Origin of the sequence: Halomonas cibimaris (assembly GCF_039537045.1) — a bacterium.
Classification (GTDB): domain Bacteria; phylum Pseudomonadota; class Gammaproteobacteria; order Pseudomonadales; family Halomonadaceae; genus Vreelandella; species Vreelandella cibimaris.
The window spans coordinates 1-24,801 of record NZ_BAAAZT010000070.1; the positions used below are offsets into that span (position 1 = coordinate 1).

21 protein-coding genes, 1 tRNA gene, 1 pseudogene and 1 CRISPR repeat array are annotated in these 24,801 nt (G+C 63.6%); of the genes and pseudogenes, 18 read left to right on the top strand and 5 right to left on the bottom strand.

Translation table 11 applies throughout. The features are described 5' to 3' along the window. Together ABD654_RS07895 and glnA are read left to right on the top strand one after the other, a co-directional pair. Positions 1-85 (top strand): annotated as a pseudogene (locus ABD654_RS07895) (IS5/IS1182 family transposase); the annotation flags it as partial. A gap of 174 nt (positions 86-259) precedes the next feature. Beyond that, positions 260-1,187: a CRISPR direct-repeat array (repeat unit 28 nt; unit sequence GCTCGCTGCCGCCCAGGCAGCTCAGAAA). 314 nt (positions 1,188-1,501) lie between these two features. Beyond that, a complete protein-coding gene (glnA, locus tag ABD654_RS07900; protein WP_344704000.1) occupies positions 1,502-2,908 on the top strand; it encodes a glutamate--ammonia ligase in 1,407 nt (468 codons plus the stop codon). A 161-nt stretch (positions 2,909-3,069) separates the two neighbouring features. Here glnA and ABD654_RS07905 read toward each other — a convergent pair whose 3' ends face one another. Together ABD654_RS07905 and ABD654_RS07910 are read right to left on the bottom strand one after the other, a co-directional pair. Next, complete coding sequence (locus ABD654_RS07905) at positions 3,070-3,948, bottom strand: ChaN family lipoprotein (protein WP_344704002.1); 879 nt, start codon at positions 3,946-3,948, stop codon at positions 3,070-3,072. 68 nt (positions 3,949-4,016) lie between these two features. Next, the gene (locus ABD654_RS07910) at positions 4,017-4,544 is read right to left on the bottom strand and encodes a YqiA/YcfP family alpha/beta fold hydrolase (protein WP_344704004.1); all 528 of its coding nucleotides are present in this window, start codon (positions 4,542-4,544) and stop codon (positions 4,017-4,019) included. A 268-nt stretch (positions 4,545-4,812) separates the two neighbouring features. Between ABD654_RS07910 and ABD654_RS07915 the strand changes: the two genes are divergently transcribed. The 3 genes from ABD654_RS07915 to ABD654_RS07925 are packed head-to-tail and all read left to right on the top strand — an operon-like array spanning position 4,813 to position 7,429. Then, positions 4,813-5,142, top strand: coding sequence for a hypothetical protein (locus tag ABD654_RS07915; protein ID WP_344704006.1), 330 nt, complete (start codon positions 4,813-4,815; stop codon positions 5,140-5,142). A gap of 58 nt (positions 5,143-5,200) precedes the next feature. Further along, positions 5,201-6,403: a nicotinate phosphoribosyltransferase gene (pncB, locus tag ABD654_RS07920; protein WP_344704008.1), complete on the top strand. Its 1,203-nt coding sequence runs from the start codon at positions 5,201-5,203 to the stop codon at positions 6,401-6,403. A gap of 39 nt (positions 6,404-6,442) precedes the next feature. After that, positions 6,443-7,429, top strand: coding sequence for a diaminopimelate dehydrogenase (locus ABD654_RS07925; RefSeq protein WP_344704010.1), 987 nt, complete (start codon positions 6,443-6,445; stop codon positions 7,427-7,429). Between the two features lie 125 nt (positions 7,430-7,554). Here ABD654_RS07925 and ABD654_RS07930 read toward each other — a convergent pair. Together ABD654_RS07930 and ispB are read right to left on the bottom strand one after the other, a co-directional pair. Continuing rightward, positions 7,555-7,631 (bottom strand) — tRNA-Pro (locus tag ABD654_RS07930). 93 nt (positions 7,632-7,724) lie between these two features. Continuing rightward, positions 7,725-8,723 carry an octaprenyl diphosphate synthase gene (gene ispB / locus ABD654_RS07935; protein ID WP_344704012.1) on the bottom strand — a complete coding sequence of 333 codons (999 nt, stop codon included), beginning with the start codon at positions 8,721-8,723 and terminating at the stop codon, positions 7,725-7,727. 320 nt (positions 8,724-9,043) lie between these two features. On the opposite strand from ispB, the gene ABD654_RS07940 reads away from it, so the two are divergent. The 12 genes from ABD654_RS07940 to ABD654_RS07995 all read left to right on the top strand — a co-directional run bounded on the left by ABD654_RS07940 (position 9,044) and on the right by ABD654_RS07995 (position 21,416). Then, on the top strand, positions 9,044-10,528 hold the full coding sequence (locus ABD654_RS07940; RefSeq protein ID WP_344704014.1) for a COG3014 family protein: 1,485 nt from the start codon (positions 9,044-9,046) through the stop codon (positions 10,526-10,528). Positions 10,529-10,623: 95 nt separating this feature from the next. Beyond that, positions 10,624-11,223 carry a penicillin-binding protein activator LpoB gene (lpoB, locus tag ABD654_RS07945; protein ID WP_344704015.1) on the top strand — a complete coding sequence of 200 codons (600 nt, stop codon included), beginning with the start codon at positions 10,624-10,626 and terminating at the stop codon, positions 11,221-11,223. A 17-nt stretch (positions 11,224-11,240) separates the two neighbouring features. Continuing rightward, positions 11,241-12,635 (top strand): DUF6844 domain-containing protein, encoded by a 1,395-nt coding sequence (locus ABD654_RS07950; RefSeq protein WP_344704017.1) that lies wholly within the window; start codon positions 11,241-11,243, stop codon positions 12,633-12,635. Further along, positions 12,635-13,915 carry a CsgG/HfaB family protein gene (locus ABD654_RS07955; protein WP_344704018.1) on the top strand — a complete coding sequence of 427 codons (1,281 nt, stop codon included), beginning with the start codon at positions 12,635-12,637 and terminating at the stop codon, positions 13,913-13,915. The genes ABD654_RS07950 and ABD654_RS07955 overlap by 1 nt, the downstream gene beginning before the upstream one ends. A gap of 235 nt (positions 13,916-14,150) precedes the next feature. Continuing rightward, entirely contained in the window at positions 14,151-14,462 is a 312-nt protein-coding gene (gene rplU / locus ABD654_RS07960; protein ID WP_344704020.1) for a 50S ribosomal protein L21, read from the top strand. Between the two features lie 29 nt (positions 14,463-14,491). Then, on the top strand, positions 14,492-14,749 hold the full coding sequence (gene rpmA, locus ABD654_RS07965; RefSeq protein WP_344704022.1) for a 50S ribosomal protein L27: 258 nt from the start codon (positions 14,492-14,494) through the stop codon (positions 14,747-14,749). 157 nt (positions 14,750-14,906) lie between these two features. Next, positions 14,907-16,097 (top strand): Obg family GTPase CgtA, encoded by a 1,191-nt coding sequence (gene cgtA / locus ABD654_RS07970; RefSeq protein ID WP_344704023.1) that lies wholly within the window; start codon positions 14,907-14,909, stop codon positions 16,095-16,097. A gap of 42 nt (positions 16,098-16,139) precedes the next feature. After that, positions 16,140-17,285 (top strand): glutamate 5-kinase, encoded by a 1,146-nt coding sequence (gene proB / locus ABD654_RS07975; protein ID WP_344704025.1) that lies wholly within the window; start codon positions 16,140-16,142, stop codon positions 17,283-17,285. Positions 17,286-17,318: 33 nt separating this feature from the next. Then, positions 17,319-18,614: a sensor domain-containing diguanylate cyclase gene (locus tag ABD654_RS07980; protein ID WP_344704027.1), complete on the top strand. Its 1,296-nt coding sequence runs from the start codon at positions 17,319-17,321 to the stop codon at positions 18,612-18,614. A 107-nt stretch (positions 18,615-18,721) separates the two neighbouring features. Then, entirely contained in the window at positions 18,722-20,455 is a 1,734-nt protein-coding gene (locus ABD654_RS07985; RefSeq protein ID WP_344704029.1) for a putative bifunctional diguanylate cyclase/phosphodiesterase, read from the top strand. Positions 20,456-20,483: 28 nt separating this feature from the next. Further along, positions 20,484-20,711: a DUF2835 family protein gene (locus ABD654_RS07990; protein ID WP_344704031.1), complete on the top strand. Its 228-nt coding sequence runs from the start codon at positions 20,484-20,486 to the stop codon at positions 20,709-20,711. A gap of 39 nt (positions 20,712-20,750) precedes the next feature. After that, complete coding sequence (locus ABD654_RS07995; protein WP_344704033.1) at positions 20,751-21,416, top strand: glutathione S-transferase; 666 nt, start codon at positions 20,751-20,753, stop codon at positions 21,414-21,416. Positions 21,417-21,429: 13 nt separating this feature from the next. On the opposite strand, the gene nhaD is transcribed toward ABD654_RS07995, so the two are convergent. Next, entirely contained in the window at positions 21,430-22,905 is a 1,476-nt protein-coding gene (gene nhaD, locus ABD654_RS08000; RefSeq protein ID WP_344704035.1) for a sodium:proton antiporter NhaD, read from the bottom strand. A gap of 453 nt (positions 22,906-23,358) precedes the next feature. Between nhaD and fliD the strand changes: the two genes are divergently transcribed. Next, positions 23,359-24,726 carry a flagellar filament capping protein FliD gene (gene fliD, locus ABD654_RS08005; protein ID WP_344704037.1) on the top strand — a complete coding sequence of 456 codons (1,368 nt, stop codon included), beginning with the start codon at positions 23,359-23,361 and terminating at the stop codon, positions 24,724-24,726. Positions 24,727-24,801 lie beyond the last annotated feature (75 nt).

The following is a 24,801-nucleotide window of genomic DNA, read 5'->3' on the forward strand; positions in this document are numbered from 1 at the left end:
TATCGCGACGCGTTACGATAAGCTCAAGCGAAACTACGAAAGCATAGTGGCCTTGGCGTGCAGCTTTTTATGGCTGCCAATGTGAAACGTCAACAGGCCCTAGTAGGGAAGCGACAGTGCCGTGGTTTAACCCTTTTTTCGGACGTGAACAGGAATAACTAAAAATCAGCAGCTTAGCGGCACTATTCAAAAAAGGGTAGTGCCGCTTTTTGGCGCATTAGCTCTTTAATAATCAATCAATTACGATTATCATGCTCTAGCTCGCTGCCGCCCAGGCAGCTCAGAAAGATGGAATACGACGGCAGCGACTTGCAGCTGGGCTCGCTGCCGCCCAGGCAGCTCAGAAAACGTATTCAAGGCCGCGCTCCTGAACCGGAAGGCTCGCTGCCGCCCAGGCAGCTCAGAAAAACAGCGCCCCGCTTCGGCGGGGCCATGGAGAGCTCGCTGCCGCCCAGGCAGCTCAGAAAAGAGTGGGTGCAGGATGCGATGGGTATCGGCCGCTCGCTGCCGCCCAGGCAGCTCAGAAATACACCGGCAAGGCCGCGCTGGTCATGCGGCAGCTCGCTGCCGCCCAGGCAGCTCAGAAAGTTACGCTCCTGCTACGCTTTTTGTGGCGACCGCTCGCTGCCGCCCAGGCAGCTCAGAAATATATGCCGATGGTCGCCGGCATCCTGAAAAAGCTCGCTGCCGCCCAGGCAGCTCAGAAATCGAAAAGAAAAATATCATCACGCCGGGGCGTGCTCGCTGCCGCCCAGGCAGCTCAGAAATTCGATCTGCGCGATAGTCTCGGCATCGGTGAGCTCGCTGCCGCCCAGGCAGCTCAGAAATGCCCGTCCTGCGGGCTGGCGCTGACCAAAAAGCTCGCTGCCGCCCAGGTAGCTCAGAAAAATATCATTATTGTGGACGAGGCCCACCTGTCGCTCGCTGCCGCCCAGGCAGCTCAGAAAAACAACATCGCAGCATTCGCCCGTGCCATGACGCTCGCTGCCGCCCAGGCAGCTCAGAAAGAGCAGGTGACGACGATCCCCCGGGGCTCGCAGCTCGCTGCCGCCCAGGCAGCTCAGAAAATGCCGCCGCTCTCGTCCGGCAGGTGGGCCAGGCTCGCTGCCGCCCAGGTAGCTCAGAAATCCCTGGCTAAACGCCTGACTCCATTTGCGTTGCTCGCTGCCGCCCAGGCAGCTCAGAAACGATCTCCGCACCCGCGGGGGTGGTCCGCTACGTTCGTTGCCGAACAGGCAGCTTATGCAGGGCACTATCCGGCAGGCCTCCGGCCTGCTTTGCCCGGTAAAGCCGGCTTCTTGCGGAAATGGGTGCGCTGCCCCCGGGCACTGTTAACCCTCCCGCGTGCAATTTTTTCAAGCACCTGAAACAATACGTGGGTTTTCGCAGCCGTACGCGCGCGGCTGCGATATGCTACAACGGTAGCCAGATTTTGCTCGGGCGGGGCCGCCCGCCGGCACTTATTTCACGTTTAGCGACGACGCTTATCCCGGAGACCTGCATGTCAGCCAAGACGCTCGCCCTGATCGAAGAACACGATGTGAAATGGATCGACCTGCGCTTTACAGACACCATCGGCAAGGAGCAGCACGTCACGATCCCGGCGCGGGACGTGGACGAGGATTTTTTTGAAGACGGCCAGATGTTCGACGGCTCTTCGATGCTGGGTTGGAAGGGCATCAACGAGTCGGACATGGTGCTGCGCCCGGAAGACGGCACGGCCTACCTCGACCCGTTCACCGAGGATGCCACTCTGGTGCTGCGCTGCGACATCATCGAGCCGGCGACCATGCAGGGCTACGACCGCGACCCGCGCTCGATCGCCAAGCGCGCCGAGGCGTTCTTGCAGTCCACGGGCCTGGGCGATACGGCGTTTTTCGGCCCGGAGCCGGAGTTTTTCATCTTCGACGAGGTGCACTGGAAGACCGACATTCAGGGCTCCATGTACAAGATCACCTCGGAAGAGGGCGCCTGGTCGTCCGATCACTCCATCGAAGGCGGCAACCTGGCCCACCGCCCCCGAGTGAAGGGCGGCTATTTTCCGGTGCCGCCGGTGGACAGCTTCCACGATATTCGCGGGGCGATGTGCAACACCCTGGAGGCCATCGGTCAGAGCGTTGAAGTCCACCACCATGAGGTGGGCACCGCCGGCCAGAACGAGATCGGGGTCAAGTTCAACACCCTGGTCAAAAAGGCCGACGAAGTGCAGGAAATGAAGTACGTGATCCATAACGTGGCCCACGCCTACGGCAAGACCGCGACTTTCATGCCCAAGCCGCTGGTGGGCGACAACGGCTCCGGCATGCACGTGCACCAGTCGTTCTGGAAGGACGGCGAGAACCAGTTTGCCGGTGACGAATACGCCGGGCTTTCGGAAATGGCGCTGTACTACATCGGCGGCATCATCAAGCACGCCCGGGCGCTGAACGCGTTCACCAACGCCTCGACCAACTCCTACAAGCGCCTGGTGCCGGGCTTTGAAGCGCCGGTGATGCTGGCCTACAGCGCGCGCAACCGCTCGGCCTCGATCCGTATTCCCTACACCGCAAGCCCCAAGGGCAAGCGGGTGGAGCTGCGCTTCCCCGACCCCACGGCCAACCCCTACCTGTGCTTTGCGGCGATGCTGATGGCGGGGATCGACGGCATCAAACACCAGATTCATCCGGGTGATGCCATGGACAAAAACCTCTACGACCTGCCGCCGGAAGAGGGCAAGGAAGTGCCTACCGTGGCGAGCAGCCTGGAGCAGGCGCTGGACGCGCTGGACGAAGACCGCACTTTCCTGACCGAAGGCGGGGTGTTCAGCGACGAGATGATCGATGCCTACATCGCGCTGAAAAGAAGCGATGTGGATGCGCTGCGCATGACCACGCACCCGGTCGAGTTTGAGCTGTATTACAGCTGTTAAAGGCCGGGTACACTGCCGGAAAAGGCGGAATCGGAAAAGTTGAACGGGAAACAGTTGAACCGAAAAAAGCGGCGTCAGGAAAAGCGAGCCTAACCGCGCCATGGCCGATGATGGGTACTCCCGCTTGGTGAGCGGGAGTCGCCGTCGCGCGTGGCCGACGGTCAGTCGACGCCCAGCCGCTCCATAAAGTCGGGCGCGGGTGCGGCCTCCAGCAGATACACGGCGTCGGCCGGGGCCGGCGTGTTCGGGCGGCAGGTGGCAGCCGGCAGCGGCATAAGCGTCATCTGTGCCTGCACGCTGCGCTCGGCAAGCTGATGGGCCACGCCGTCGTTGTACTGCATGTGCCCTGTGCCCATGAGCCCCACGGCGAGGCGGCCGCCGGCGCTGGCTCGGGCCAGGGCATCGGCCATGGCGGCGTCCCAGGCCAGCTGGGCGCGCAGGAATGTGGCAAACGGCTGCTCCAGCGGGTGGGCGTCGTATACCCGGCGCAGGCGCTGGCGGTAGGCCGGCGTTGGCGCGGCGGGCGGGGCAATGTCGTGGCGCTCGGCGGCGGGCACGGCGTCAAAGCCGTCGTCGGCCAGCCGGCGGCGCAGCTCAGGGGCGATGTTGAGCGCTATCAGCGGAAGGCGGTTCATCCGCGCGAAGTGGAAAATCGGCAGGTACATGGCCGCCTCAAAGCCCCACACCTCGTCCCAGCGGCTTTGGCGTAGCAGGGCGGCTTCGCTGAGTTTGCCGGCGACCCAGGCGTCAAGCACCGGCTGGGCGCTGCGGGGCAGCATTTCCAGGCCGATCACCATGTCGTCGCGGTGGGCGGCAAGGCCGGCTAGGGTGGCAAGTTCGAAGCGGTGATGGGCGATTTGGTCGTGGTGCTCGCCGATCAATACCACGTCCTGGGCGGCGGCCTGGGCCATGACGCGGGAGGCCGGTGTGACGGCCTCGTGCTGCCACCAGTCGCCCGGGGTCAGGCAGTCATCGGCGGGGCTGGGTGCGGCGAAGGCGGTAAGCATCAGCCCGAGCGGTAAAAGGCGTGATCGGCGCATGGCAATCCTTGACGATGTTGGTGAAGGCGAGAAAGCGAGAAGGCGAAGTGAAGCAGCGCAAAGCCGGCTCAGGCGCGGTTGGCAAGGGTCTGGCAGTGGCGCAGAAAGCGTGCGAAGTCATCGCCGATGAGGGCCAGGCTTGCGTGCAGGCGGTGGTCGTCGTCGACCAGGCGCAGCGACAGGCGCTGCTCTCGGGCGTAGTCGATCACCGCGCCGGGGGCGATCACGTCGTCCTGCCAGCCGTGAATGATGTGCGTCGTCTGAGCGCTGAGCAGCGGCGAGGTCTCCGGGTAGTCGACCAGCCCCAGCGCCGGGGCCAGCAGAAAACAGCCCAGCACGGCATGTTCGGCACCCAGCATGGCGCTGAGCCAACCGCCGAGGCTGGAGCCGGCCATGATGCAGCGGGCCGGGTCGTCGCCGCGGGCAAGGCGCGTGTGGCGCAAATGCAAAAGCCGTTCGCGAGGGTCGGGCAGGGTGCGATAGTCCATCACCACGGCTTCTATGTCGTCAATCTGCTCGGCGATGCCCTTGAGCGCTTGCATCTTGAGCGCGCCGGGGCCGCTTTCCAGGCCGTGAGAGAGGTAAACGGTAATCATGATTGCCCCGCGGTTGCGTGCCGATGAGCCGGATGCCGCAAGTGCGCCGCCGACGTGTAATGAAACCCTAGCGGGTTCGCCGGCGGCTGCCAAGCGAGGCGTTCGGTGCCCTGTATGACGTTTTGCAGTGAACGGGCCACATCCTTGGCGGCGAAGGTGACAGCCATGCCGGTTTCGGGCACGCTAGGAGGATGCGGGCGGTAGTCGGCGGCGCAGGCCGACGTTGGCTTGAACACAGGATAAAAACACGGCAAAGGAGAGCGCTCAGGTGGCAGTTTACGGCGGCATACGGGCCCATGAGCTGGGCTATTGGCTGAATGCGCTGACCCATGCAGCGTATGACCCGCGTCGCCCGCTGACCGGCGTTCACGGCGGCTCTGCCCGGGCGCGCACTGCCCGGCAGGATCTGCTGGATATCGCCTGCTGCTACCGCAGCAATCGATACAGCGCGGAAGAGGGCGCCGCTGCACTTTCCCGCTGGTGTCTGCACTATCTGGACGAAGCCGAATGGTACCGCCTGACCGGTGAGCGATGCGCCCCGGCCGCCGACAGCCGCAAAGCGCCCGCTGAGCCGCTGCCGCGCCATCGTGCCGGCTAGCTGTCCCGCCCCACTTTGTTATCGCAAGATCAATCGTTACGCTCAGGGAGTTATTTGTATGGCGGCTACCTACCGCGCGCCGGGGCAGGTCATCACCTCACTTCTGGATACCGACTGGTACAAGCTCACCATGATGCAGGGGGTGCATCATAAATACGCCAACGCCAGCGTGGTCTGGGAGTTTCGCTGCCGTAATGCTGAAGACCTGAGCCCTTATCTGGACCAGATCCGCGAGCAGGTGGAAAGCCTGCGCTCGCTGTCGCTGTCGCCGGCCGAGTCTGACTATCTGGGCGGCTTTGCCTATATGTCGCCGGATTTCATTCGCTTTCTTGAGCTTTACCGCTTCTGCCCTGACTACGTATCCATGCACATGGAAGGCACCGACCTGTGCATCGTCATCGACGGCCCCTGGACCCACAGCATTCTGTTTGAGATTGTGATTCTGGCGATTATCAGCGAGGTGCGTAACCGGGTGCTTTACCCCGGCGCCACCGTGGATCAGGCCGTTGGCCAGCTGCGCGACAAGTTTGCCGCGCTGCGCCGCGACTATGCCCCGTCGCAGCTGGCAGACCTGCGCCTTGCCGACTTCGGCACGCGCCGGCGGCTGTCTCAGCCGGTTCAAGAGGCCGTGATCGAGGTGCTGGCGGACGAGTTTCCCGGCCAGTTCGTGGGCACCAGCAACGTGGATCTGGCCCGGCGTTATAACCTGGCCCCCATGGGCACCATGGCCCATGAATGGGTCATGGCGCATCAGCAGCTGGGTAGCCGGCTGGTAGACAGCCAGCGTGCGGCGCTGGAAGCCTGGGTGCAGGAATACCGCGGCCATCTGGGCATCGCGCTCACTGACACCGTGACGCTTGACGCCTTTCTCGGTGATTTCGATTTGTACTTTGCCAAGCTGTTTGACGGGCTGCGCCACGACAGCGGCGACCCTTTGGTTTTTGCCGAAAAGTGCATTCGCCACTACGAAAAGCTGGGGATTGATCCGCAAACCAAAACGCTGATCTTCAGCGACGGGCTTACCTTCGACACCGCCATGAGCATCAGAAAGGCGCTTGCCGGGCGCATTCGCACCAGCTTTGGCATCGGCACCAACCTGACCTGTGATCTGCCCGGGGTGAAACCCATGAATATCGTGATCAAGATGGTCTCGTGCAACGGCCAGCCGGTGGCCAAGATCACCGACGAGCCGGGCAAGGCCGCCACCCACGATCCGGAATACGTGCACTACCTGAAAAGCGTGTTCAACGTGGCAGACTAATTTCACCCTTTCATTCATCGACAAAAGGCAACGTGTTACATGGCCGATCAAATTCGAGTCGCCATTGCCGGCTACGGCAATCTCGGGCGCGGCGTGGAAGCTGCGCTCCGGCAAAATCCTGACATGCAGCTGGTGGGCGTATTCAGCCGCCGGGACCCGGAAAGCGTCACGCTTCTGGACCCAAGCGTGCCGGTGTACGCCATGAGTGAGGTGGAAACGTTCAAAGATGAGGTCGACGTGATGGTGCTGTGCGGCGGCTCCAAGACCGATTTGCCCGAGCAGGGGCCGCATCTGGCGCAGTTTTTCACCACCGTGGACAGCTTCGACACCCACGCCACGGTCAACGACTACTACGCTGCGCTGGACGCACCGGCGAAAAAGGCCGGCACCGTGGCCATGATGTCCATCGGCTGGGACCCGGGCCTGTTTTCGCTCAACCGCGCCTTCGGTGAAGCCGTGCTGGCCGAGGGCGAGACCTATTCGTTCTGGGGCAAGGGCTTAAGCCAGGGGCACTCCCAGGCCGTGCGCAGCGTTGAGGGCGTGAAAAAGGGCGTGCAGTACACGCTGCCCTCTGAAGACGCCATTGCCCGGGTACGCAGCGGCGAGCAGCCCACGCTGAGCACCCGGGAAAAGCACGTGCGCGAATGCTACGTGGTGCTGGAAGACGGGGCCGACGCTGACGCCGTGCGCGAGGCCATCGTCACCATGCCGCACTACTTCGCCGAGTACGACAGCGTGGTGCACTTCATCGACGACGATACCTTTGCCCGGGAACATACGGCCATGCCCCACGGCGGCTTCGTGATCCGCAGCGGCGTGACCGGTGACGGCAACCGGCAGTCGATTGAATACTCGCTCAAGCTCGACAGCAACCCCGAGTTCACCGCCAGCGCGCTGGTGGCCTACGCCCGTGCCGCCTACCGCATGGCCAAACGCGGCGAGTCCGGCGCCCGCACGGTGTTTGATGTCGCCCCGGGCCTGCTTTCACCCAAAGATCCGGCCCAGCTGCGTAAAGAGCTGCTCTAGACGCTGAGCTGGCACCGGCACCGGGACGCGCGGTATCGGTGCCGGCGATCGAGGGAACATCGCAGTGCAGGAAAGGCAGCCACAAAAAAGGGCTTACGCCGTAGCGTAAGCCCTTTTTCTGATGTTGGTCGGAATAGCAGGATTCGAACCTACGACCTCTGCCTCCCGAAGGCAGCGCTCTACCAAGCTGAGCTATATTCCGAAATGCTGCCGGCCGTTACGGCCAACTGGTGGGCTACTATACGCCGCTCGCAGCGCTTTATCAAGCGTTTGTTGTCACGCGGCGACGATCCCTTTATGCCGTGCGCTCTACTGCGGTACGGGCCAGCGTGGCCATGGTGTCGCGAAATTCGCTTGCCGGCAAAACGTCCAGCTGAGCCAGTGCCTTGGCGGCCATGTCTTCTGCCCGGGCGCGGGTATCGTCCAGCGCGCCGGTGGCGTGGACAATTTCAAGCACCGCGTCGAGCCGGTCAAGCCCGCCCTTGCGGATGGCCTGGCGGATCAGCTTGGCCTGTTCCGGCGTGCCTTTGGCCATGGCACGCAAAAGCGGCAGCGTCGGCTTGCCTTCGGCCAGATCATCGCCGACGTTTTTGCCCATCGCCCCGGCGTCGCCCTGATAGTCGAGCAGATCATCCATCAGCTGAAAAGCCAGCCCCAGGTAGCGGCCGTAGCGCGTAAGCGCCTCTTCCTGTTCCGGGGTGGCCCCGGCGATGACGGCGCCGGTTTGGGTGGCCGCCTCGAACAGCTGGGCGGTCTTGCCTTGAATGGTGGCGAAGTAGTCGTCTTCGCTGATCGACGGGTTGCCGATGTTGGTCAGCTGGCGCACTTCGCCTTCGGCGATGATGCAGGTCGCAGCGGAGAGGATTTCCATGATGCGCATGGAGCCTACGTCGACCATCATCTGAAACGAGCGCGAGTAGAGAAAATCCCCCACCAGCACCGAAGGCGCGTTGCCCCAGGCGTCGTTGGCGGTTTGCTTGCCCCGGCGCAGGTGCGACTCGTCCACCACGTCGTCGTGCAAAAGCGTGGAGGTGTGCATGAACTCGATCAGCGTGGCAAGGGTTACGTGCTTGTCGCCGCCGTAGCCCAGCGCGCGCGCGGCCAGCAGCACCAGCAGCGGGCGCAGGCGCTTGCCGCCGCTGTCAATGATGTAGCCGCTGATGGCCTCGACCAGCGGCACCCGTGAGCTTAGCTGCTGGGTAATGGTGCGGTTGACCGCGGCAAAGTCATCGGCCACCGCCGCGTGCAGCGGGGAGGAACTGGCAGGCGTACAGGCGGAGGTGTCGGTGGTCATGGATTGTATTCATCGCGGCAGGTGAAGACGGCAAAGCCGCCGGGTGATGTGTGGCTTATGCTATGGGGCCGCCTGCCGGGCGTCAAGGCAGTACCGGCGCGTTCCGGAGGAGGTTTTTTTTGATCGGCCGATGCGTTTGCGCCGTGGCAGCGTGCCAAGGGCGTGGTAGGCTCACAGCGGCTGGGTGGCAGCGGCGCATGGACAGCGCGCCGGTCCCGCCGGCCCACAAGCGTATTGAAGTGCCCTTCTGGAGAAGGGCGGTAACGATGCGGGTGCAGAAAACGAGCGTTGAAGCGCCTGCCAGGGAAACATGAGGGAACATGATGCAAGGAGCTATAAAGGCCGTTGCTTTGGCGGCAGCCGTCACCGCGCTGGCGGGCTGTTCTTCCTACCAGCAGCGCAGCCAGATGGAGGCGTTCAACGCCTCCTGGGTGCAAGGGGATTATCAGGCAGCCGCTGAGGCAATGAAGGCCAAACCCGGATTTGGCGGCGCGAAAAAGGCAGAAGACAAGCGCCTTCTGCAAGTGCTCCACCAGGCCGAAGCCAAGCGAATGCTGGGCGCCCACGCCGAGGCCGTTGCGCTTTACGATGAAGCCGAGGCGGGCATGAAACTCGATGACACCTCGGGGGTGGCGTCCAATCTGCTGGAAGGCGGTATGTCCGTGCTGATCAACGACGCGGAGCGTGACTACACCCCGATGCTTGCCGAGACCGTGCTGGTCAATACCTACAAGGGGCTGTCTTTTTTGCAGCAAGGCCAGCGTGATCTGGCCCGCATCGAGTTCAATCGCGCTGACGACCGCACCCGGCGGGCAGTCGCCTCGTTTGCCGATGAGATTGCCGCGCAGCAGGCCGCACTGAAAGACGGTGACAGCGCCGAGCAGGCATCCATCAGCGACAGCCTGGAAAGTGACGCCCTGCAGCAAAGCGTGGCTCAGCACTACGGCAGCACCTCGCAGTGGAACGTCTATTCGCAGTTTATCGTGCCGGCGTCTACCTACCTTCACGGCCTCTTCTTTCTGGCCAGCCGGGACAGCGGCGACCTGGACAAGGCCAGCGTGTCGCTTTCGCGCGTCGCCGATATGGCGCCGGGCAATAAGGCACTGCGCGCCGATGCCGAGCTGGCCGAGGCGCTTGCCTCCGGCAGGCAGTCGCGGCAACGCCTGACGCCGCAGGTCTGGGTGCTGTACGAAAACGGCCTGGGCCCGGTGGCCAAGGAGACGCGCTTTGATGTGCCGCTGCTGCTTTTCCACGGCAACAGCTCCGTTCCCGCCTATACCGGCATTGCCCTGCCGCGCTACAGCAATCGCACGGCCAACCGCGACACGCTGGCGGTGCAGGCCGACGGCAGCCCGATTGCGCTGGAAGCGTTCTCGCCGATGAGCAAAGTGATCAAAACCGAAATGCAGTCGCGCTTTCCTGCCGTGCTGGGCCGGGCGGTTGCCTCGGCGGCAGTCAAGGCGCTGGTGCAGAAAACCGCAGCCGACGAGATGGGGGCCGTGGGCCAGCTAGGCTCTGCGCTGTTTGCAGCCACCACCACGCGGGCGGATTTGCGCAGCTGGCAGGCAACGCCGGCGCACTGGGAGGCGACGCGTTTTGACCGCCCGGCCTCCGGTGCGCTTGCGCTGAGCACCGAGGCCGGCCCGCTCGGCGAGCTTACCTTGCCCGACTGGCCGTATACGCTTGTCTACATCAAGCGCCCAAGCCAGCAGGGGCCGGCGCAGGTATCGCTTATTGACCTGCAGGGCGAGCAGCCCGGCGAGCAGCTGACTCTGGGCGCCGTGCCCGCCGTGGCCAGCCGCTAAGCGTTTTTCCATACCGCGGCTGTTACCTGGCCGCGCTGCTGCGCTGCCTTTTAGCGTGTAGCGCAAACGCATCATCGCAATAGGGAAGTGACGTCATGAAGTATCTGTTAATGGTGGCCGGCCTGGCGCTGGCGCTAAGCGGCTGTGCCACGCAAACGCACTATGTCGACACGGACAACGACCAGGGAAGCGTCAGCATGTCGCTTGACTACCGCGACTTTGAACGTGCCGCGGCGGCCTCGGTGGACTCCATGCTGGCAAGCGGCGCGGTGGATAACCCCAACGGCGGGCGCTACGTCATGGTGGTCAGCCGCATCGTCAACGACACCATGCAGCGCCTGGACACCGACCAGCTGGTCAAAAAGATCCGCGTGGATCTGCTGCGCTCCGGCCGGGTGGTAACCACCACGGCCGTGGGCATTGACGGCGCCGAGGACGAAATGAACATGCTGGCGCGCACGCTGCGCGATTCGGAAGAGTTTGATCAGCGTGGGGTGCAGCGCAAAGGCACGCTGCAGGCGCCGGATTTGAGCCTGTCCGGGAAGATTCTGCAGCGCAACCGCCAAGTCGGCGGCGATCAGCAGGTGGAATACTACGTGCAGCTGTCGCTGACGGATCTGGCCTCGGGGCTGGCATTCTGGGAAGACGAAACCCAGGTCATCAAACGCGGCTCGGCGGCCTCGGTTAGCTGGTAAGCATCAAAGGGACGATTATGAAACGTGTTATACAAAGTGTCGCGTTGACCTGCTGGGTGCTGGCGCTGCCGGCGGCGTGGGCGCAGGACCAAGCGGTAGCCGAGCAGGCCAGCGCGTCGCAGCAGCGTGCGGCCAGCACCCCGCCGTCGCCGTTCATGGCGGTAGGCGAGGTGTCCAGAAGCGACGAAAAAATCCAGGCGTTTCTCAACGAAAGGGGCTGGGTGCAGGGCGAGTCTCCCAATAACCCCGCCGGCGGCACCCTGGTAGTCGCCAGTCAGGATATCGCCGTCGACCCGACGAGCATTGATTTTAGCCAAGCGCGGCTGATTGCCACCGAAGAAGCGTTTTTGCAGGCAATGGGCGAGCTTGTCGCCCAGGACTCGGTACGCGTGGGCAAGACCATGGCCGACCGCTTCATGCAAAACGGCCTGCCGCAGGAAGTGGAAGACACCACCAGCCTCAAAGCCCTGGGGAAGGCCCTGTCGAGCCGTCTGGCCGAGGCCTCGGTGCAAACGCTCAACCGCGTGATCGAGGAGCTGGGCGGCGATACCGGCAACCTGCCGCAGCTCAACATAGCCGAGCGTGAGCAGCTGCTTTTCGACGAGTTCGTCACGCAAACCACCTGGCAGGCCATGGGCGAGCTGTCCGGTATCGGCATCTTCGGGGTGATCGAAGAAGTCGGCGGAGACGGCCCCGTCAACAACGGCCGCGTGACGGTTGTCGTGGTGAAGTCTGACCGCTTCAGCGAGTTTGGTCGCCAGCTGCGCACCGGTGACGTCGCACCCGGCCAGGCCATTCCGGTAGATCAGATCCAGCAGCGCCTAAAGCCGCAGATCGAAGCCGGCGAGCCGATGCTGGGCTACTTTGGCGTGCAGCCCATTGCCGATGCTCAGGGGCGCTACGGGCTGATGGCCTTTGGCACCGGCGCACCGGCCCTGGTGCGCGGCGCCATGGATGAGTTCGAGATCAGCGCCGAGCTTGAAGCGGCACGTTCCAGCGCGCAGCTGATGGCGGACGGCTGGCTGGCGCAGTTTGCCACCATGACCGTGCAGGGCCAAAAGAAAAGCTCCCGGCGCAAACTGCGTGAGCGCGTGCAGGAAACGCGGGCCGACGGCACCGCGCGTGAGTTCAGCGCGTCAAACGTCGGCCGCATGGTCAACAACGTGCTGCGCTCGGAAGCCCAGGCGCACCTGCAGGGCGTGCAGACCGTTGGCCAGTGGAACGCCACGGATCCGACTACCGGCCATCCTTATCTGGGGTATGTAAAGTACTGGTCGCCCGCCACCTCAGCCAAGGCGCAAGGGCTGGGCGCTGCCAAGGCGTCGCAAGAGCAGCCGGATAGCGCCGGCGGGAAAGACGCCGGCGGCGTGGCGGAAAGCTCGCGCGCTACCGGCGCTTTCGGAGAGTGGTAATGCGTGCCGCTGTTTTGCTGCTGCTGGGCTGGCTGATGCTCGGCCTTGGCGTATCGGCGCACGCCGGCGTACAAACGCGCACCGTGAGCGCCGAGAGCACCGGCGCCACCCGGGAAGAAGCCATCTTCAACGCCCTGGGGGAAGCGGTGCGCCAGGTGCACGGCGGTCAGGTGAACGCAAGCCGTGAGCTGCGCCGCTCCATGGAGCGGCTGTCGGTTCGCGATGGCAGCGGGCGTGAAGCGAGCGTGACGCACCGGCAACAAACCGCCAGCGCCACACAGGTAAAAAGCGACGGGCTGATCAGCGGCTATCGCGTGGTCAGCGTCTCCCCGGCCGCCGGCGGCGGGCAGCGGGCGCGGCTGAAGGTGCAGCTGCCGGTGTACCGTGTGCCCGGCAGCGGCGCCCAGGCCAATCGGCGCCGGCTGGCGGTTTATCCGGTGGAGGTGGATGCAGCGTCGCTGCGGCTCAACGGGCAGGTGCAAAGCGCCGGCGACGTGTCACGCCGTTTGACCCAGTCGCTGGTGCGTGCATTGGTGAGCGCGCGGCGCTTTAACGTGCTCGACCGGGACATGCGCAGAGCCATCGCCGCCGAGCAGCGCTTTGTGGCATCCGGGCGTGCCGGGCTTGCCCAAAAAGCCATGCTCGGCCGCGAGCTGGGAGCTGACTATCTGCTGACGGCCCGTTTGACCGGGTTCGATATGGCGATGAAAGAGATCAGCAATCCGATTACCGGCGAGCGCTCCCGGCAGGGCGAAGGCGTCGCCACTCTGGAAGCGCGGGTGGTGATTCCCGCTACCGGGCAGGTGATGTGGAGCCATACGCTGACCGCCTCACCGGCGGCGCTGGGCGTGGATGCGCCGGCCGGCGGCGGGTTCGCGCAGCAGGTCTACGACCGCCTGGGCGATGAGCTGACGTTTCAGGCCCTTAACGTCATCTATCCGCTGCGCGTAGTGGAAAGCGAGCCCGGCCGGCTGGTCGTCAACCAGGGGCAGGGCATGGTTCGGCCGGGCCAGCGCTGGGCCGTTTACGATATTGGCAAAGCCTATAAGGATCCGTATCACGGCGAAACGCTTGGCGCAAACGAAACCTGGCAGGCCGAGGTGGAAGTGACCCGCGTCGCACCGAAGGTGGCCTATGCCCGCGTGGTGAAAGGCAGCGTTTCGGGCAACGGGCAGGTGCTGCGCCGCGTGGATGCCACCGGCCACGCCACGCGTGAAGCCGAGCGCGCGGCACAGCGCGGCACGCGCAAGCGGGTGTGTCTGCCCATGGACCCGTGCTAGACGCACAGCGGCAAGTGCCAAAGGGCAAGGGGCCAAAGAGCGGAAGGCAAAAGGCAAAGCGTTTGTGGTGGCCGTGCCAGTTCGCTATAATGCGCGCCCGCTTGTCATGCTCCCTGTCAGATGGCTGCCAAAAGAGGCGCCACTCGCCGCAGGTCGATTGTGCGCGTATCGAACAAGAGCCAGGCGCGATGAGCCGGGCGGTACGCCGCCATTAAAATCCGTTTCGGAGACAGACATGTACGCAGTAATCAAAAGCGGTGGCAAACAGTACCGCGTTCAGGAAGGCCAGACGCTCAAGCTGGAAAAGCTGGAGCTGCCCACCGGTGACGCCATCGAGTTTGACCAGGTGCTGCTGGTAGACGACGGCAACGAAGTGAAAGTGGGCACGCCGCTGGTCGGCGGTGCCAAGGTTACCGCCGAAGTGGTCGACCACGGCCGCGGTGACAAGGTCAAAATCATCAAGTTCCGCCGCCGCAAGCACAGCATGACCCGCCAGGGCCATCGCCAGTGGTATACCGAAGTCAAAATCACCGGAATTTCCGCGTAAAGGCAATTCCCCAAAGGAGGATTTGATCCATGGCACATAAGAAAGCCGCCGGTTCCACGCGTAACGGTCGCGACAGTGAATCCAAACGCCTCGGCGTGAAACTCTTTGGTGGCCAGGCGGTAACGCCGGGCAACATCATCGTGCGCCAGCGCGGCACCAAGTTCCACGCCGGCACAGGCGTTGGCATCGGCAAGGACCACACCCTGTTCGCCCTGGGCGAAGGCGTGGTCAAGTTCGAGACCAAAGGCCCGAAGAACCGCAAGTTCGTCAGCGTCGTTTCCGCCTGAGCGAAAGCGCTGCCTGCGAAGACAAAGCCCCGCCACGGCGGGGCTTTTTTGTCTGCGTCTGCCTTGTTGAACTCAGGCGCAGGCCGCAAAATGCCAGAGATGCCGGCCAGGCATCCTTTGCGACAACCGGCGGCGAGAGCGGCCAGGAGCAACAACCATGCAGTTTCTCGATGAAGCCTCGGTCATTGTCGAGGCGGGAAATGGCGGCAACGGCTGTTTGAGCTTTCGCCGCGAAAAATACGTGCCCAAGGGCGGGCCGGACGGCGGCGACGGCGGCCACGGCGGCAGCGTGCAGCTGATCGGCGACGACTCGCTCAATACCCTGATCGATTTCAAATATCAGCGCTTTTACAAGGCGGAAAACGGCCGCCCCGGCCAGGGCCGCCAGATGAGCGGCCGCGCCGGCGATGACCTGCACGTCAAGGTGCCGGTGGGCACCACGGTGATCGACGAAGACACCCTGGAGGTGATTGCCGACGTCACCGAGGCCGGCCAGGTGGTGCTGGTGGCTCAGGGCGGCCGCCGTGGGCTGGGCAACATCCATTTCAAATCGTCGACCAATCGCGCCCCGCGGCGCACCACGCCCGGCACCGACGGCGAGCGGCGCAACCTGCGCTTTGAAATGAAGGTGATGGCCGACGTGGGGCTTCTGGGCCTGCCCAACGCCGGCAAGTCGACGCTGATTCGCGCGGTCTCGGCGGCCAAGCCCAAGGTCGCCAACTACCCGTTCACCACGCTTGTGCCCAACCTCGGCGTGGTCAAGCTTGGCCTGCACGAGCACTTCGTGATGGCCGACATTCCCGGGCTGATCGAAGGCGCCTCGGAAGGCGCGGGGCTGGGGCTGCGCTTTTTGAAGCACCTCACGCGCACCCGTCTGCTGCTGCACGTGGTTGACGTCGCGCCGTTTGACGAAACCGACCCGGTTGAATCCGCCCGGGCCATTGCCCGAGAGCTTGAGCAGTTCTCCCCGGCGCTGGCCGAGCGCCCGCGCTGGCTGGTGCTCAACAAGTTTGACCTGCTGGCCGAGGACGAGCGCGACGCCCGCGCCAAAGAAATCGTCGAGGCGCTGGGCTGGGAAGGCCCGGTATTCTGCCTTTCGGCCATCAGCCAGGACGGCACCCGGCCGCTGGTGCAGGCGGCCTACCGCTGGCTTGACGAGCAGCAGCGCCTGGAGTACGAAGACGAAACCGCCCGCGCCCGCGAGCAGGATATGCGCCGGCGTATGGAAGAAGAGGCCGTGGCGCGCACCGAAGCCCGGCTGGGCCGCAAACGCAAGCCCCGGGACGAAGACGATGATGACGACTTTGACGACGACGATTACGACGTGGAAGTGGAATACGCGCCCTGACGGCGCCGCCTTGTGCGGGGCGACAGGCGAAGGAGGGGTGCTGTGAGCCATGAACAGCCCGGGCGCGAGGCGCTCTCCCGGGGGCGCCGGGTGGTGGTGAAGATCGGCAGCGCGCTTTTGACCAATGACGGTCGCGGGCTGGATGACGTGGCCATCGGCCGCTGGGTTGATCAGATCGCCGCGCTGCACCGGCGCGGCGTGGAGGTTGTGCTGGTGTCGTCCGGCGCGGTGGCGGCGGGCATGCTGCGGCTGGGCTGGCAGGCGCGCCCCAGCGAAGTGCACGAACTGCAGGCCGCCGCCGCCGTGGGGCAAAACGGCCTGACCCAGAGCTACGAGCTGCACTTTGCCCGCCACGCGATTCTCACCGCGCAGATTCTGCTGACCCATGACGATCTTTCCAACCGCAAGCGCTACCTGAACGCGCTATCGGCCTTGCGCACCCTGGTGGACATGCGCGTGGTGCCGGTGGTCAACGAAAACGATACCGTGGTCACCGACGAAATCCGCTTTGGCGACAACGACACCCTGGGCGCGCTGGTGGCCAACCTGCTGGAAGCCGACGCGCTGCTGCTGCTGACCGATCAGGAAGGGCTGTTTGACGCCGACCCGCGCCACGACCCGAGCGCCAAATTAATTGCCGAAGGCCGCGCCGACGATCCGCGGCTGGCGGCGGTGGCCGGCGACGGCGGGGCGCTTGGGCGCGGCGGCATGAGCACCAAGGTGCGCGCGGCCAGGCTGGCTGCGCGCTCCGGCGCGGTGACGGTGATTGCCAGCGGCCGCGAGCCGGATATCCTCACCCGGCTGATGGACGGCGAGACGCAGGGCACGCTTTTGCGCCCGGTGCAGGCGCCGCTGGCCGCGCGCAAGCGCTGGCTGGCCGGCCAGCTCAAGGTGCGCGGCACGCTCGTTTTGGACGCCGGCGCGGTGAAAGTGCTGCGCGAGCGCGGCTCCAGCCTGCTGGCGGTCGGCGTGCGCCGGGTGCAGGGCACCTTTCGCCGTGGCGATATGGTAGCTTGCGTAGACGAGCAGGGCGCGCTGGTAGCCAAGGGCCTGGCCAACTACGGCGCCGACGAGGCGCGCCGTATTGCCGGAAAGCCCAGCCACCAGATCGAGGCGCTTTTGGGCTACGTGGAAGCGCGCTCGCTGGTGCACCGCGATAACCTGGTGGTCGTGCGCGCGGCGGAGTAGTCTGGCCTTGGGACGAACAGGAGAGTGACAGCGATGACGGAACCATCTCTGCAGCAGGTCTTGGGGGAAGACGTCGCCGATCTGCGCCGGCGTTTTAACCAGCTTTATATTGCCGTGGAGCAGAGCCCGGCCGCCACAGCGATTACCGATGCCAACGGCTATATCGAGTTTGTCAATCAGCGTTTTTTGCAGATCACCGGCTACCGCCGCGATGAGCTGCTGGGGCAAACGCCGGCGCTGATTCAGTCAGGGCAGACGCCCAATGACGTATACGACACGCTGTGGGCCACGCTGCGCGCGGGCAACGTGTGGCAGGGTGAGCTGCTCAACCGGCGCAAGAGCGGCGAGCTTTACTGGGAGGCCCAGACCATCACCCCGGTAAAAGACGCCGCCGGCAAGGTTGTAAGTTTCGTTACCGTAAAGGAAGACATCACCCTGCGCCGCGAACAGGAGCGTGAGCTGCGCCTGATGGCGGCGGCGTTTGATACCGGCCAGGCCACTTTCATTACCGATGCCGATATGATCATTCGCCGCGCTAACCGCGCGTTTACCGAGATCACCGGCTACCGTGACCACGAAGTTATCGGTAAAACACCGCGGCTGTTCAAATCCGGCCGGCATGACCGCGCTTTTTACCGGCAGCTATGGCAAAGCCTGCGGGATACCGGCCACTGGCAGGGAGAGATCTGGAATCGCAACAAAAACGGCGATATCTATCCGCTCTGGCAGTCGATCACCGCAGTACCCGACGATCCCAGCCAAGTGCGCCACTACGTCTCCGTGTTTCATGATATTGCCGAGCGCAAGCGCCTGGAGCGCGAGCTGAAAGCCCGGGCCATGCATGATCACTTGACCGGCGCGTACAACCGCCGTGCCTTTGACGATGCGCTGGCGCGTTACGTAGCGGAAAGCGCCCGGGACCGCGGCGTATTTTCCCTGCTGATGTTTGATATTGATCACTTCAAACAGATCAACGATATCTACGGGCACGCCCAGGGCGACGTGGTGCTCCAGCAGCTGGCCGGACGCATCGAGGGCTGCCTGCGCGCCAGCGACGTGTTTGCCCGCTGGGGCGGCGAAGAGTTTGCAGTGCTGCTGCACGCAACGGACCGCAGCGGCGCCTGGCGGCTTGCCGAACGCATCCTGAATGCCGTGCGCCAGCGGCCTCTGGGCCAGCACAGCATTACCGTCAGCATCGGCGTGGCCGAGTACATTCCCGGAGAAACCCGCCGGGCGCTGGTAAGCCGTGCCGACCAGGCGCTGTATGCGGCCAAGCGTCGCGGGCGCGATATGGCCGTTGCCTCTTCGTTTGTGCCGGTACGATACTGACGGGCCAGCAATATCGCCCTGCCAACAACAACGTTCCGGAACCGGCTGCCCGCGCTGATGGGTACCGGGCCGGATGGAGATAAGGAGCCTGCGGCATGTGCCGGTCAATGCCAGAATGCACAAAGCCGAAAAGCACTTCCCCCAGCAGCGACGAGGCGACGGCAAACGTATTCGCCCAGGCAAACGAAGCGCTGATCATCACCGACGCCGATAACCGCATTACCCACGTCAATCCTGCGTTTATCGAACTGACCGGTCTATCGCTTGAAGACGTCTACGCCACAACGCCGAACGCCTTTCTCCTGTTTTCCCGGGACGCAGGCGACGGGGCGGCGCTGGTCGAAGACGAGGTGCGCCGGTACGGCACGTCTCGCTGCCGGGTGACCTACCGCCGCCGCGACGGCGAGCGCTATCCGGGCGTGATGTCGGTGAAAGGCGTGCGCAATGCCCTGGGCACGCTGGTGCGACACGTGATCGTACTGGCTGATCTGTCCCTGGTTTCCCAGATGCGACCGCCCAGCTGCGATGTCGACTACGATGCGCTTACCGGGCTGCCCGGCTTAAAGCTGCTTACCCGGCTCATTCAGGACGCCATCGAGCATGCCGACCGCAGCGGCCAGGCGCTTGCCGTTTGCACGCTGGATATCGATTTTTTCAGCCGGGTCAACGAAACGTTCAGCCGCCGAGTGGGCGATGGGCTGCTGACCGATTTCGCCCGGCGCATCGGCCAGCTGCTGTGCGATGATGACGTGCTGGCCCGCGTAGGCGGCGATGAGTTTGTTCTGCTGGTGCGCCAAAACGCCGACGAGGCGTTTTTTCAGCGGCTGCTGGCGGTTATTCGCAAGCCGCTGATGGTCGAAGGGAAACGCTTGTATCTGTCCGCCAGCATGGGTGTGACCCGATACCCGGCGGACAAAGCCCAGGGCGATGTGCTGCTGCGCCACGCCAACCAGGCCATGTATCGGGCCAAGCAGCGCGGCCGGGACAGCTTTCATATATTCGACTCAGAGCACGACCGTTGGCTGCAGGTGCGTAACGAGCAGCGCCAGCGGTTTTTTGATGCGCTGGAAAACAACGAGCTGCGCCTGCACTACCAGCCCCAGGTGGATCTGCAAAGCGGCCGCGTGATCGGCGTGGAAGCGCTGATACGCTGGCAGCATCCTGACCGCGGCCTGCTGTCGCCGGCGGCATTTTTACCGATCATTGACGGCACCCTGCTTGAAGTGGATCTTGGCGAATGGGTGCTTGACGCTGCGCTGCGCCAGCTCGCCGACTGGCATCAGGCAAACAAAGCGCTTGCGATCAGCGTCAACATCAGCCCCACGCACCTGCTCACCCAGCGCTTTACCGAGCGGCTTGGCGAGCTGCTGGCGCGCTATCCGCAGGTATCGCCTGCGCTGCTCAAGCTGGAAGTGCTGGAAAGCGCTGCCCTGCACGACATTCAAACGGCGCTGGATACCATGGCCCGCTGCCGAGCGCTGGGTGTGAGCTTCGCCGTGGACGACTTCGGCACCGGGTTTTCCTCGCTGACCCATCTGCGAAAGCTGCCGGTCAACCTGATCAAAGTGGATCAAAGCTTTGTGCGCGATATGCTGGTTGATCCTGACGACATGGCGATTGTAGAAAGCGTTATTTACATGGCCAACCGTTTTTGCCACCCCATGATGGCAGAAGGCGTGGAAACGCTGGACCACGCCCGGGCGCTGATGTCGCTTGGCTGCATGCTGGCGCAGGGATACGGCATTGCCCGGCCCATGCCCCCGGAAGCGCTGCCCGAATGGCTGCTGCAGTGGCCGCTGCGCCGTGAATGGCGTGATATCACCGCAGCGCCCGTAGCGTAGATGACACCCGAGCACGGTAGCCGTTGACATGCCAAGCATTGACGTGGTGGTTCATCTGACCTATGAGGAATGCTTGGGGTATTACCACGGCGGCTTTGCCAACGTGCGCACCCGCAGCCTGGACGGCCGGCGAGTGGTGTTCCCTGCCGATGCGCTGCGCCGTGTGGTCCGCCGCGACGGTGTACACGGCGTTTTTCGCCTGACGTTTTCACCCGGCGGACGATTTCAGCGCATTCAGCGGCTGACGCGCGCCTGAGGCCGGGCATTCCGCCGGGCCGTCAACCGGAGCTGTACGATGATTCAACTGCACCATCTGGAAAAATCCCGCTCCCACCGCATTGTGTGGCTGCTGGAAACCCTGCAGCTGGACTACGCGCTGGTGGAATATCGGCGTACGGCCGACGGCCTGGCGCCCGAGGCGCTCAAACGGGTGCATCCGCTGGGCAAGTCGCCGGTGATCACCGACGGCGAGCAAACCGTGGCCGAATCCGGCGCGATTATCGAGTACCTGCTGGCGCGCTACGGCGAGGGCCGCTGCCAGCCGGAAGCGGACGATGCCGCCGGCTGGGTGAACTATCGTTACTGGCTGCACTACGCGGAGGGCTCACTGATGCCGCTGCTGGTCATGCAGCTGGTCTTTGGCCAGCTGCCCAAGCAGTCGCCGTGGCCGGTGCGGCCCGTGGCCAAGGGCATCGACAAGGCCGTCAATCAGCGCTTTCTGACGCCGCAGATCAAACAGCACCTGGCGATGATCGAAGCGCACCTGGCACGCCACGGTGCGTTTGCGCCGGGCTGGCCCAGCGGGGCGGATATCCAGATGAGTTTCCCGCTGCAGGCCCTGGCGCTGACGCATGCGCTGGGCGATTATCCGGCCATTGATGCGTTTTTGCAGCGCATTGACGCTGAAGTCGCCTGGCAGCGGGTGGTGGAACGTGTCGGGCCGGTCAGCCTGCCCGGCTGACCGGCTTTGCGCTTCAGGCGCCGGCAAAGCTGCCGGCGTTGAGCCACATGTGCACCGCGATACTGGCGATGTAGCCCAGCAGAATAACCGGCATCCAGCGCAGATGGCCCATGAAAGTGTAGGCCCCGCGCGCCTGGCCCATAACGGCCACACCCGCCGCCGAGCCGATGGACAGCAGGCTGCCACCGACGCCTGCGGTCAGGGTGATCAGCAGCCAGTGGCCCTGGGACATATCCGGCTCCATGGTCAGCACGGCAAACATGACCGGAATGTTATCCACCAGCGATGACACCGCACCCAGCGTGATGTTGGCCCAGGTGGCGCTCCAGCCGCCGTAGAGGGTTTCTGACAGCAGGCCCAGATAGCCCATAAAGCCAAGCCCGCCGACGCACATCACCACGCCGTAGAAAAACAGCAGCGTATCCCACTCGGCCCGGGCGACCCGGCTGAACACGTCAAACGGCACCACGCTGCCCAGCTGGGTCAGTTTTTTGTTGTCGCCCCGGCGGCTGTAGCGCTCGCGCTTGCGCTCAAGCGAGCGCGGCAGGCTGCGGCGCAGGTAATAGCCGAAAAACTGCAGATAGCCAAGGCCTGTCATCATGCCCAGCACCGGCGGCAGATGCAGCAGCGTATGGCACAGCACCGCGGTGGTAATGGTCAACAAAAACAGCAGCACGATGCGCCGGGCCCCGCGCTTGAGCCATACGTCTTCGTAGACGCTGCCGGGCTTTTCGCGCTTGATAAACAGGCTCATGATGATCGCCGGCACCAAAAAGTTGACCAGCGACGGCACAAACAGAATAAAAAACTGCTGGAATTCCACCAGCCCTGCCTGCCACACCATCAGCGTGGTGATATCGCCAAACGGGCTGAACGCACCGCCGGCGTTGGCGGCCACTACAATGTTGATGCACGCCAGGTTGATAAAGCGCTTGTCGTTTTCCGCGACCTTGGTGACCACCGCGCACATCAGCAGTGCGGTGGTCAGGTTGTCGGCAATGGGCGAGAGCACAAAGGCCAGCCCGCCGGTCAGCCAGAACAGCGAGCGATAGTTAAAGCCCTTGCGCAGCATCCACGAGCGCAGGGTATCGAAAACGCGCCGCTCTTCCATGGCGTTGATGTAGGTCATCGCCACCAGCAAAAACAGCATCAGCTCGGTAAATTCCAGCAGCGTCTCGCGAAAGGCGCTCTCTGACTCGGCGGACATGCCGTTTTGCACGTAGACCCAGCCGATCAGCCCCCAGATGATGCCCGCCGCCACCAGCACCGGCTTTGACTTGCGCATATGGATTTTTTCTTCGGCAATGACCAGCAGATAGGCAAGCACGAAGATAGCGACGGCCAACAGCCCGATGCCTGAGCCGGTCAGGTCAAGCTCGCCGCTGATGGCCTGAGCGGGCAGGCTGGTGAGCAGCAAAGGCACAAGCAACAGAAAAAGCCAGCGGCGCGATAGACGCGGCTGGCGCAGAAGCGAAAACGGCTGAGACATGACGACGTTTTTCCTTACGGTCGGACATCGGGAGGGGTGTAGAAACGTTCCTGATGTTAGCAGCCGGGGAGCCAATAAGATATGTTAGAAAAGCGAACGATAAGCGGCATGGAACGCGCCCGTTCGGTGATTTTTTAAGAAGTTAGCCCTTTTGGGTATAGTTATTTCACAGCTGATGGCGTAGATCTGGACGGCCGCGCCGAAGAAAGCGCGCGGATTTCCGGCGGTTACAAAATAAAACAATAAAGCGGGCCGGCAGCGTCAAGTTTTCCAGTCCCGTGCCGATGTACTACCCTAGACAGCCATCAGGCGCCGCAAGCCTGGGTAATGAACACGCACAAGCATCCTGCTGATTCAAGCGGGGCGGCCATAACGGGCAGAGGCGCGCGGCGCAAGACAGCAAACATGTTGCGCGCGGTGCTTCACCGCGCCGCAAAAAGGAAGGCTTGAACTATGGGTACGATTTCATCGCTAGGCATTGGCTCGGGCCTCGACCTTAACGGCCTTTTGGATCAGCTCAAGGACGCAGAGCGCGAAAAACTCAAGCCCGTCGAGCGCCAAATCGCCAACCAGGACGCCAAAATATCGGCCTTTGGCAAGCTTGAAGGCGCGCTTTCCAAGCTGCAAGACGCCGCCGAAACGCTTGGAGAAAGCGAGCTTTACTCCAGCCTCTCTGCCAGCGTCAGCGGCGATTCCGCAGGCGCGGCGGCGGGCAAGGAAGCCATGCCCGGCAGCTACCGGATCAACGTCGAGACGCTTGCCTCGCGCGGCACGCTGGCTTCCAAGAGCGTTGATAGCGTCGAGACGCCGTTGACCGGTAACGCCGAGGAAACGCTGTCGCTGAGCTTTGGCAAGAGCGCCAACGATACGACGATGAAAATCGCTGCGGGAAGCTCGCTTGAAGATATTCGCGACGCCATCAACGCCAACGAAGACGCCGGCGTTGATGCTTCCGTCATTAACGACGGTACCGGCTATCGTTTGGCGCTAAGCTCGCGGGAAGCCGGCGCGGACGCCTCCATCACCAACTTTACCCTGAGCGGGCTAACGGCCGATAGCAACCCGGTCGAGGATGGCGGCACGCTGCAGGCCGGCACCGACGCCAAGCTGAATGTCAACGGCATCAGCATCACCAGCCCCAACAACCAGGTTGAAGATGCCATCCAGGGCGTTACGCTCAACCTCAAAGAGACCGGCGAAACTACGGTAACCATTGAGCAGGATACTCTGGCCGTGCGCGAGGCTGTAAACGGTTTTGTAAAGGCCTACAACAGCCTCAAGGAAACCACCGCCAGCCTGACTTCGTTCAACGCCGAAACCGGCCAGGCCGGCGAGCTCAACGGCGACAGCACCGTGCGCATGGTGGAATCCCGCCTGCGAGGGCTGGTCGGCGGCGCCGGGCAGTCCGGCGGTGACTTCTCTTTGCTCAGCGATATCGGCATAGCGCTGGACAAGGACGGCACGCTCTCGGTTGAAAGCGACAAGCTCGACGACGTTATTGCCAACAACCAGCAGGCGCTGGCCGACTTTTTCTCCGGTACCGACGGCGCTGAAGGATTTGCCACCCGGCTTGGCGGCTCGGTAGGTCAGATGCTGGGCGACAACGGCGCAGTACAGGGCGCTATCAGCGGCGCCGAAAGCCGGGTGGACTCGCTGGGCAACCGCTACGAGCGCATGGAACAGTCGGTAGACCGTACCATCTCGCGCTATCGCTCCCAGTTCAGCCAGCTGGACGGGATGATCGCCGAGATGAACCAGACCAGCTCTTATCTGACCCAGCAGTTCAATGCGCTGGATGCGCAGATGAAGGCCGGCGGTTAACCCGACCCGCCAGCCCAGGACAAGCCCCGCCGGCGGGCGCTGGTCAGTGTGAAAAGTGCGTGCTAGACTACGCCA

What these genes read in the sequence shown, in the direction of transcription:
- glnA (WP_344704000.1), top strand. Translation starts at nt 1,502, where the DNA reads ATGTCAGCCAAGACGCTCGCCCTGATCGAAGAACACGATGTGAAATGG.
- ABD654_RS07905 (WP_344704002.1), bottom strand. Translation starts at nt 3,948, where the DNA reads ATGCGCCGATCACGCCTTTTACCGCTCGGGCTGATGCTTACCGCCTTC.
- ABD654_RS07910 (WP_344704004.1), bottom strand. Translation starts at nt 4,544, where the DNA reads ATGATTACCGTTTACCTCTCTCACGGCCTGGAAAGCGGCCCCGGCGCG.
- pncB (WP_344704008.1), top strand. Translation starts at nt 5,201, where the DNA reads ATGGCGGCTACCTACCGCGCGCCGGGGCAGGTCATCACCTCACTTCTG.
- ABD654_RS07925 (WP_344704010.1), top strand. Translation starts at nt 6,443, where the DNA reads ATGGCCGATCAAATTCGAGTCGCCATTGCCGGCTACGGCAATCTCGGG.
- ispB (WP_344704012.1), bottom strand. Translation starts at nt 8,723, where the DNA reads ATGACCACCGACACCTCCGCCTGTACGCCTGCCAGTTCCTCCCCGCTG.
- ABD654_RS07940 (WP_344704014.1), top strand. Translation starts at nt 9,044, where the DNA reads ATGATGCAAGGAGCTATAAAGGCCGTTGCTTTGGCGGCAGCCGTCACC.
- lpoB (WP_344704015.1), top strand. Translation starts at nt 10,624, where the DNA reads ATGAAGTATCTGTTAATGGTGGCCGGCCTGGCGCTGGCGCTAAGCGGC.
- ABD654_RS07950 (WP_344704017.1), top strand. Translation starts at nt 11,241, where the DNA reads ATGAAACGTGTTATACAAAGTGTCGCGTTGACCTGCTGGGTGCTGGCG.
- ABD654_RS07955 (WP_344704018.1), top strand. Translation starts at nt 12,635, where the DNA reads ATGCGTGCCGCTGTTTTGCTGCTGCTGGGCTGGCTGATGCTCGGCCTT.
- rplU (WP_344704020.1), top strand. Translation starts at nt 14,151, where the DNA reads ATGTACGCAGTAATCAAAAGCGGTGGCAAACAGTACCGCGTTCAGGAA.
- rpmA (WP_344704022.1), top strand. Translation starts at nt 14,492, where the DNA reads ATGGCACATAAGAAAGCCGCCGGTTCCACGCGTAACGGTCGCGACAGT.
- cgtA (WP_344704023.1), top strand. Translation starts at nt 14,907, where the DNA reads ATGCAGTTTCTCGATGAAGCCTCGGTCATTGTCGAGGCGGGAAATGGC.
- ABD654_RS07980 (WP_344704027.1), top strand. Translation starts at nt 17,319, where the DNA reads ATGACGGAACCATCTCTGCAGCAGGTCTTGGGGGAAGACGTCGCCGAT.
- ABD654_RS07985 (WP_344704029.1), top strand. Translation starts at nt 18,722, where the DNA reads ATGCCAGAATGCACAAAGCCGAAAAGCACTTCCCCCAGCAGCGACGAG.
- ABD654_RS07990 (WP_344704031.1), top strand. Translation starts at nt 20,484, where the DNA reads ATGCCAAGCATTGACGTGGTGGTTCATCTGACCTATGAGGAATGCTTG.
- ABD654_RS07995 (WP_344704033.1), top strand. Translation starts at nt 20,751, where the DNA reads ATGATTCAACTGCACCATCTGGAAAAATCCCGCTCCCACCGCATTGTG.
- nhaD (WP_344704035.1), bottom strand. Translation starts at nt 22,905, where the DNA reads ATGTCTCAGCCGTTTTCGCTTCTGCGCCAGCCGCGTCTATCGCGCCGC.
- fliD (WP_344704037.1), top strand. Translation starts at nt 23,359, where the DNA reads ATGGGTACGATTTCATCGCTAGGCATTGGCTCGGGCCTCGACCTTAAC.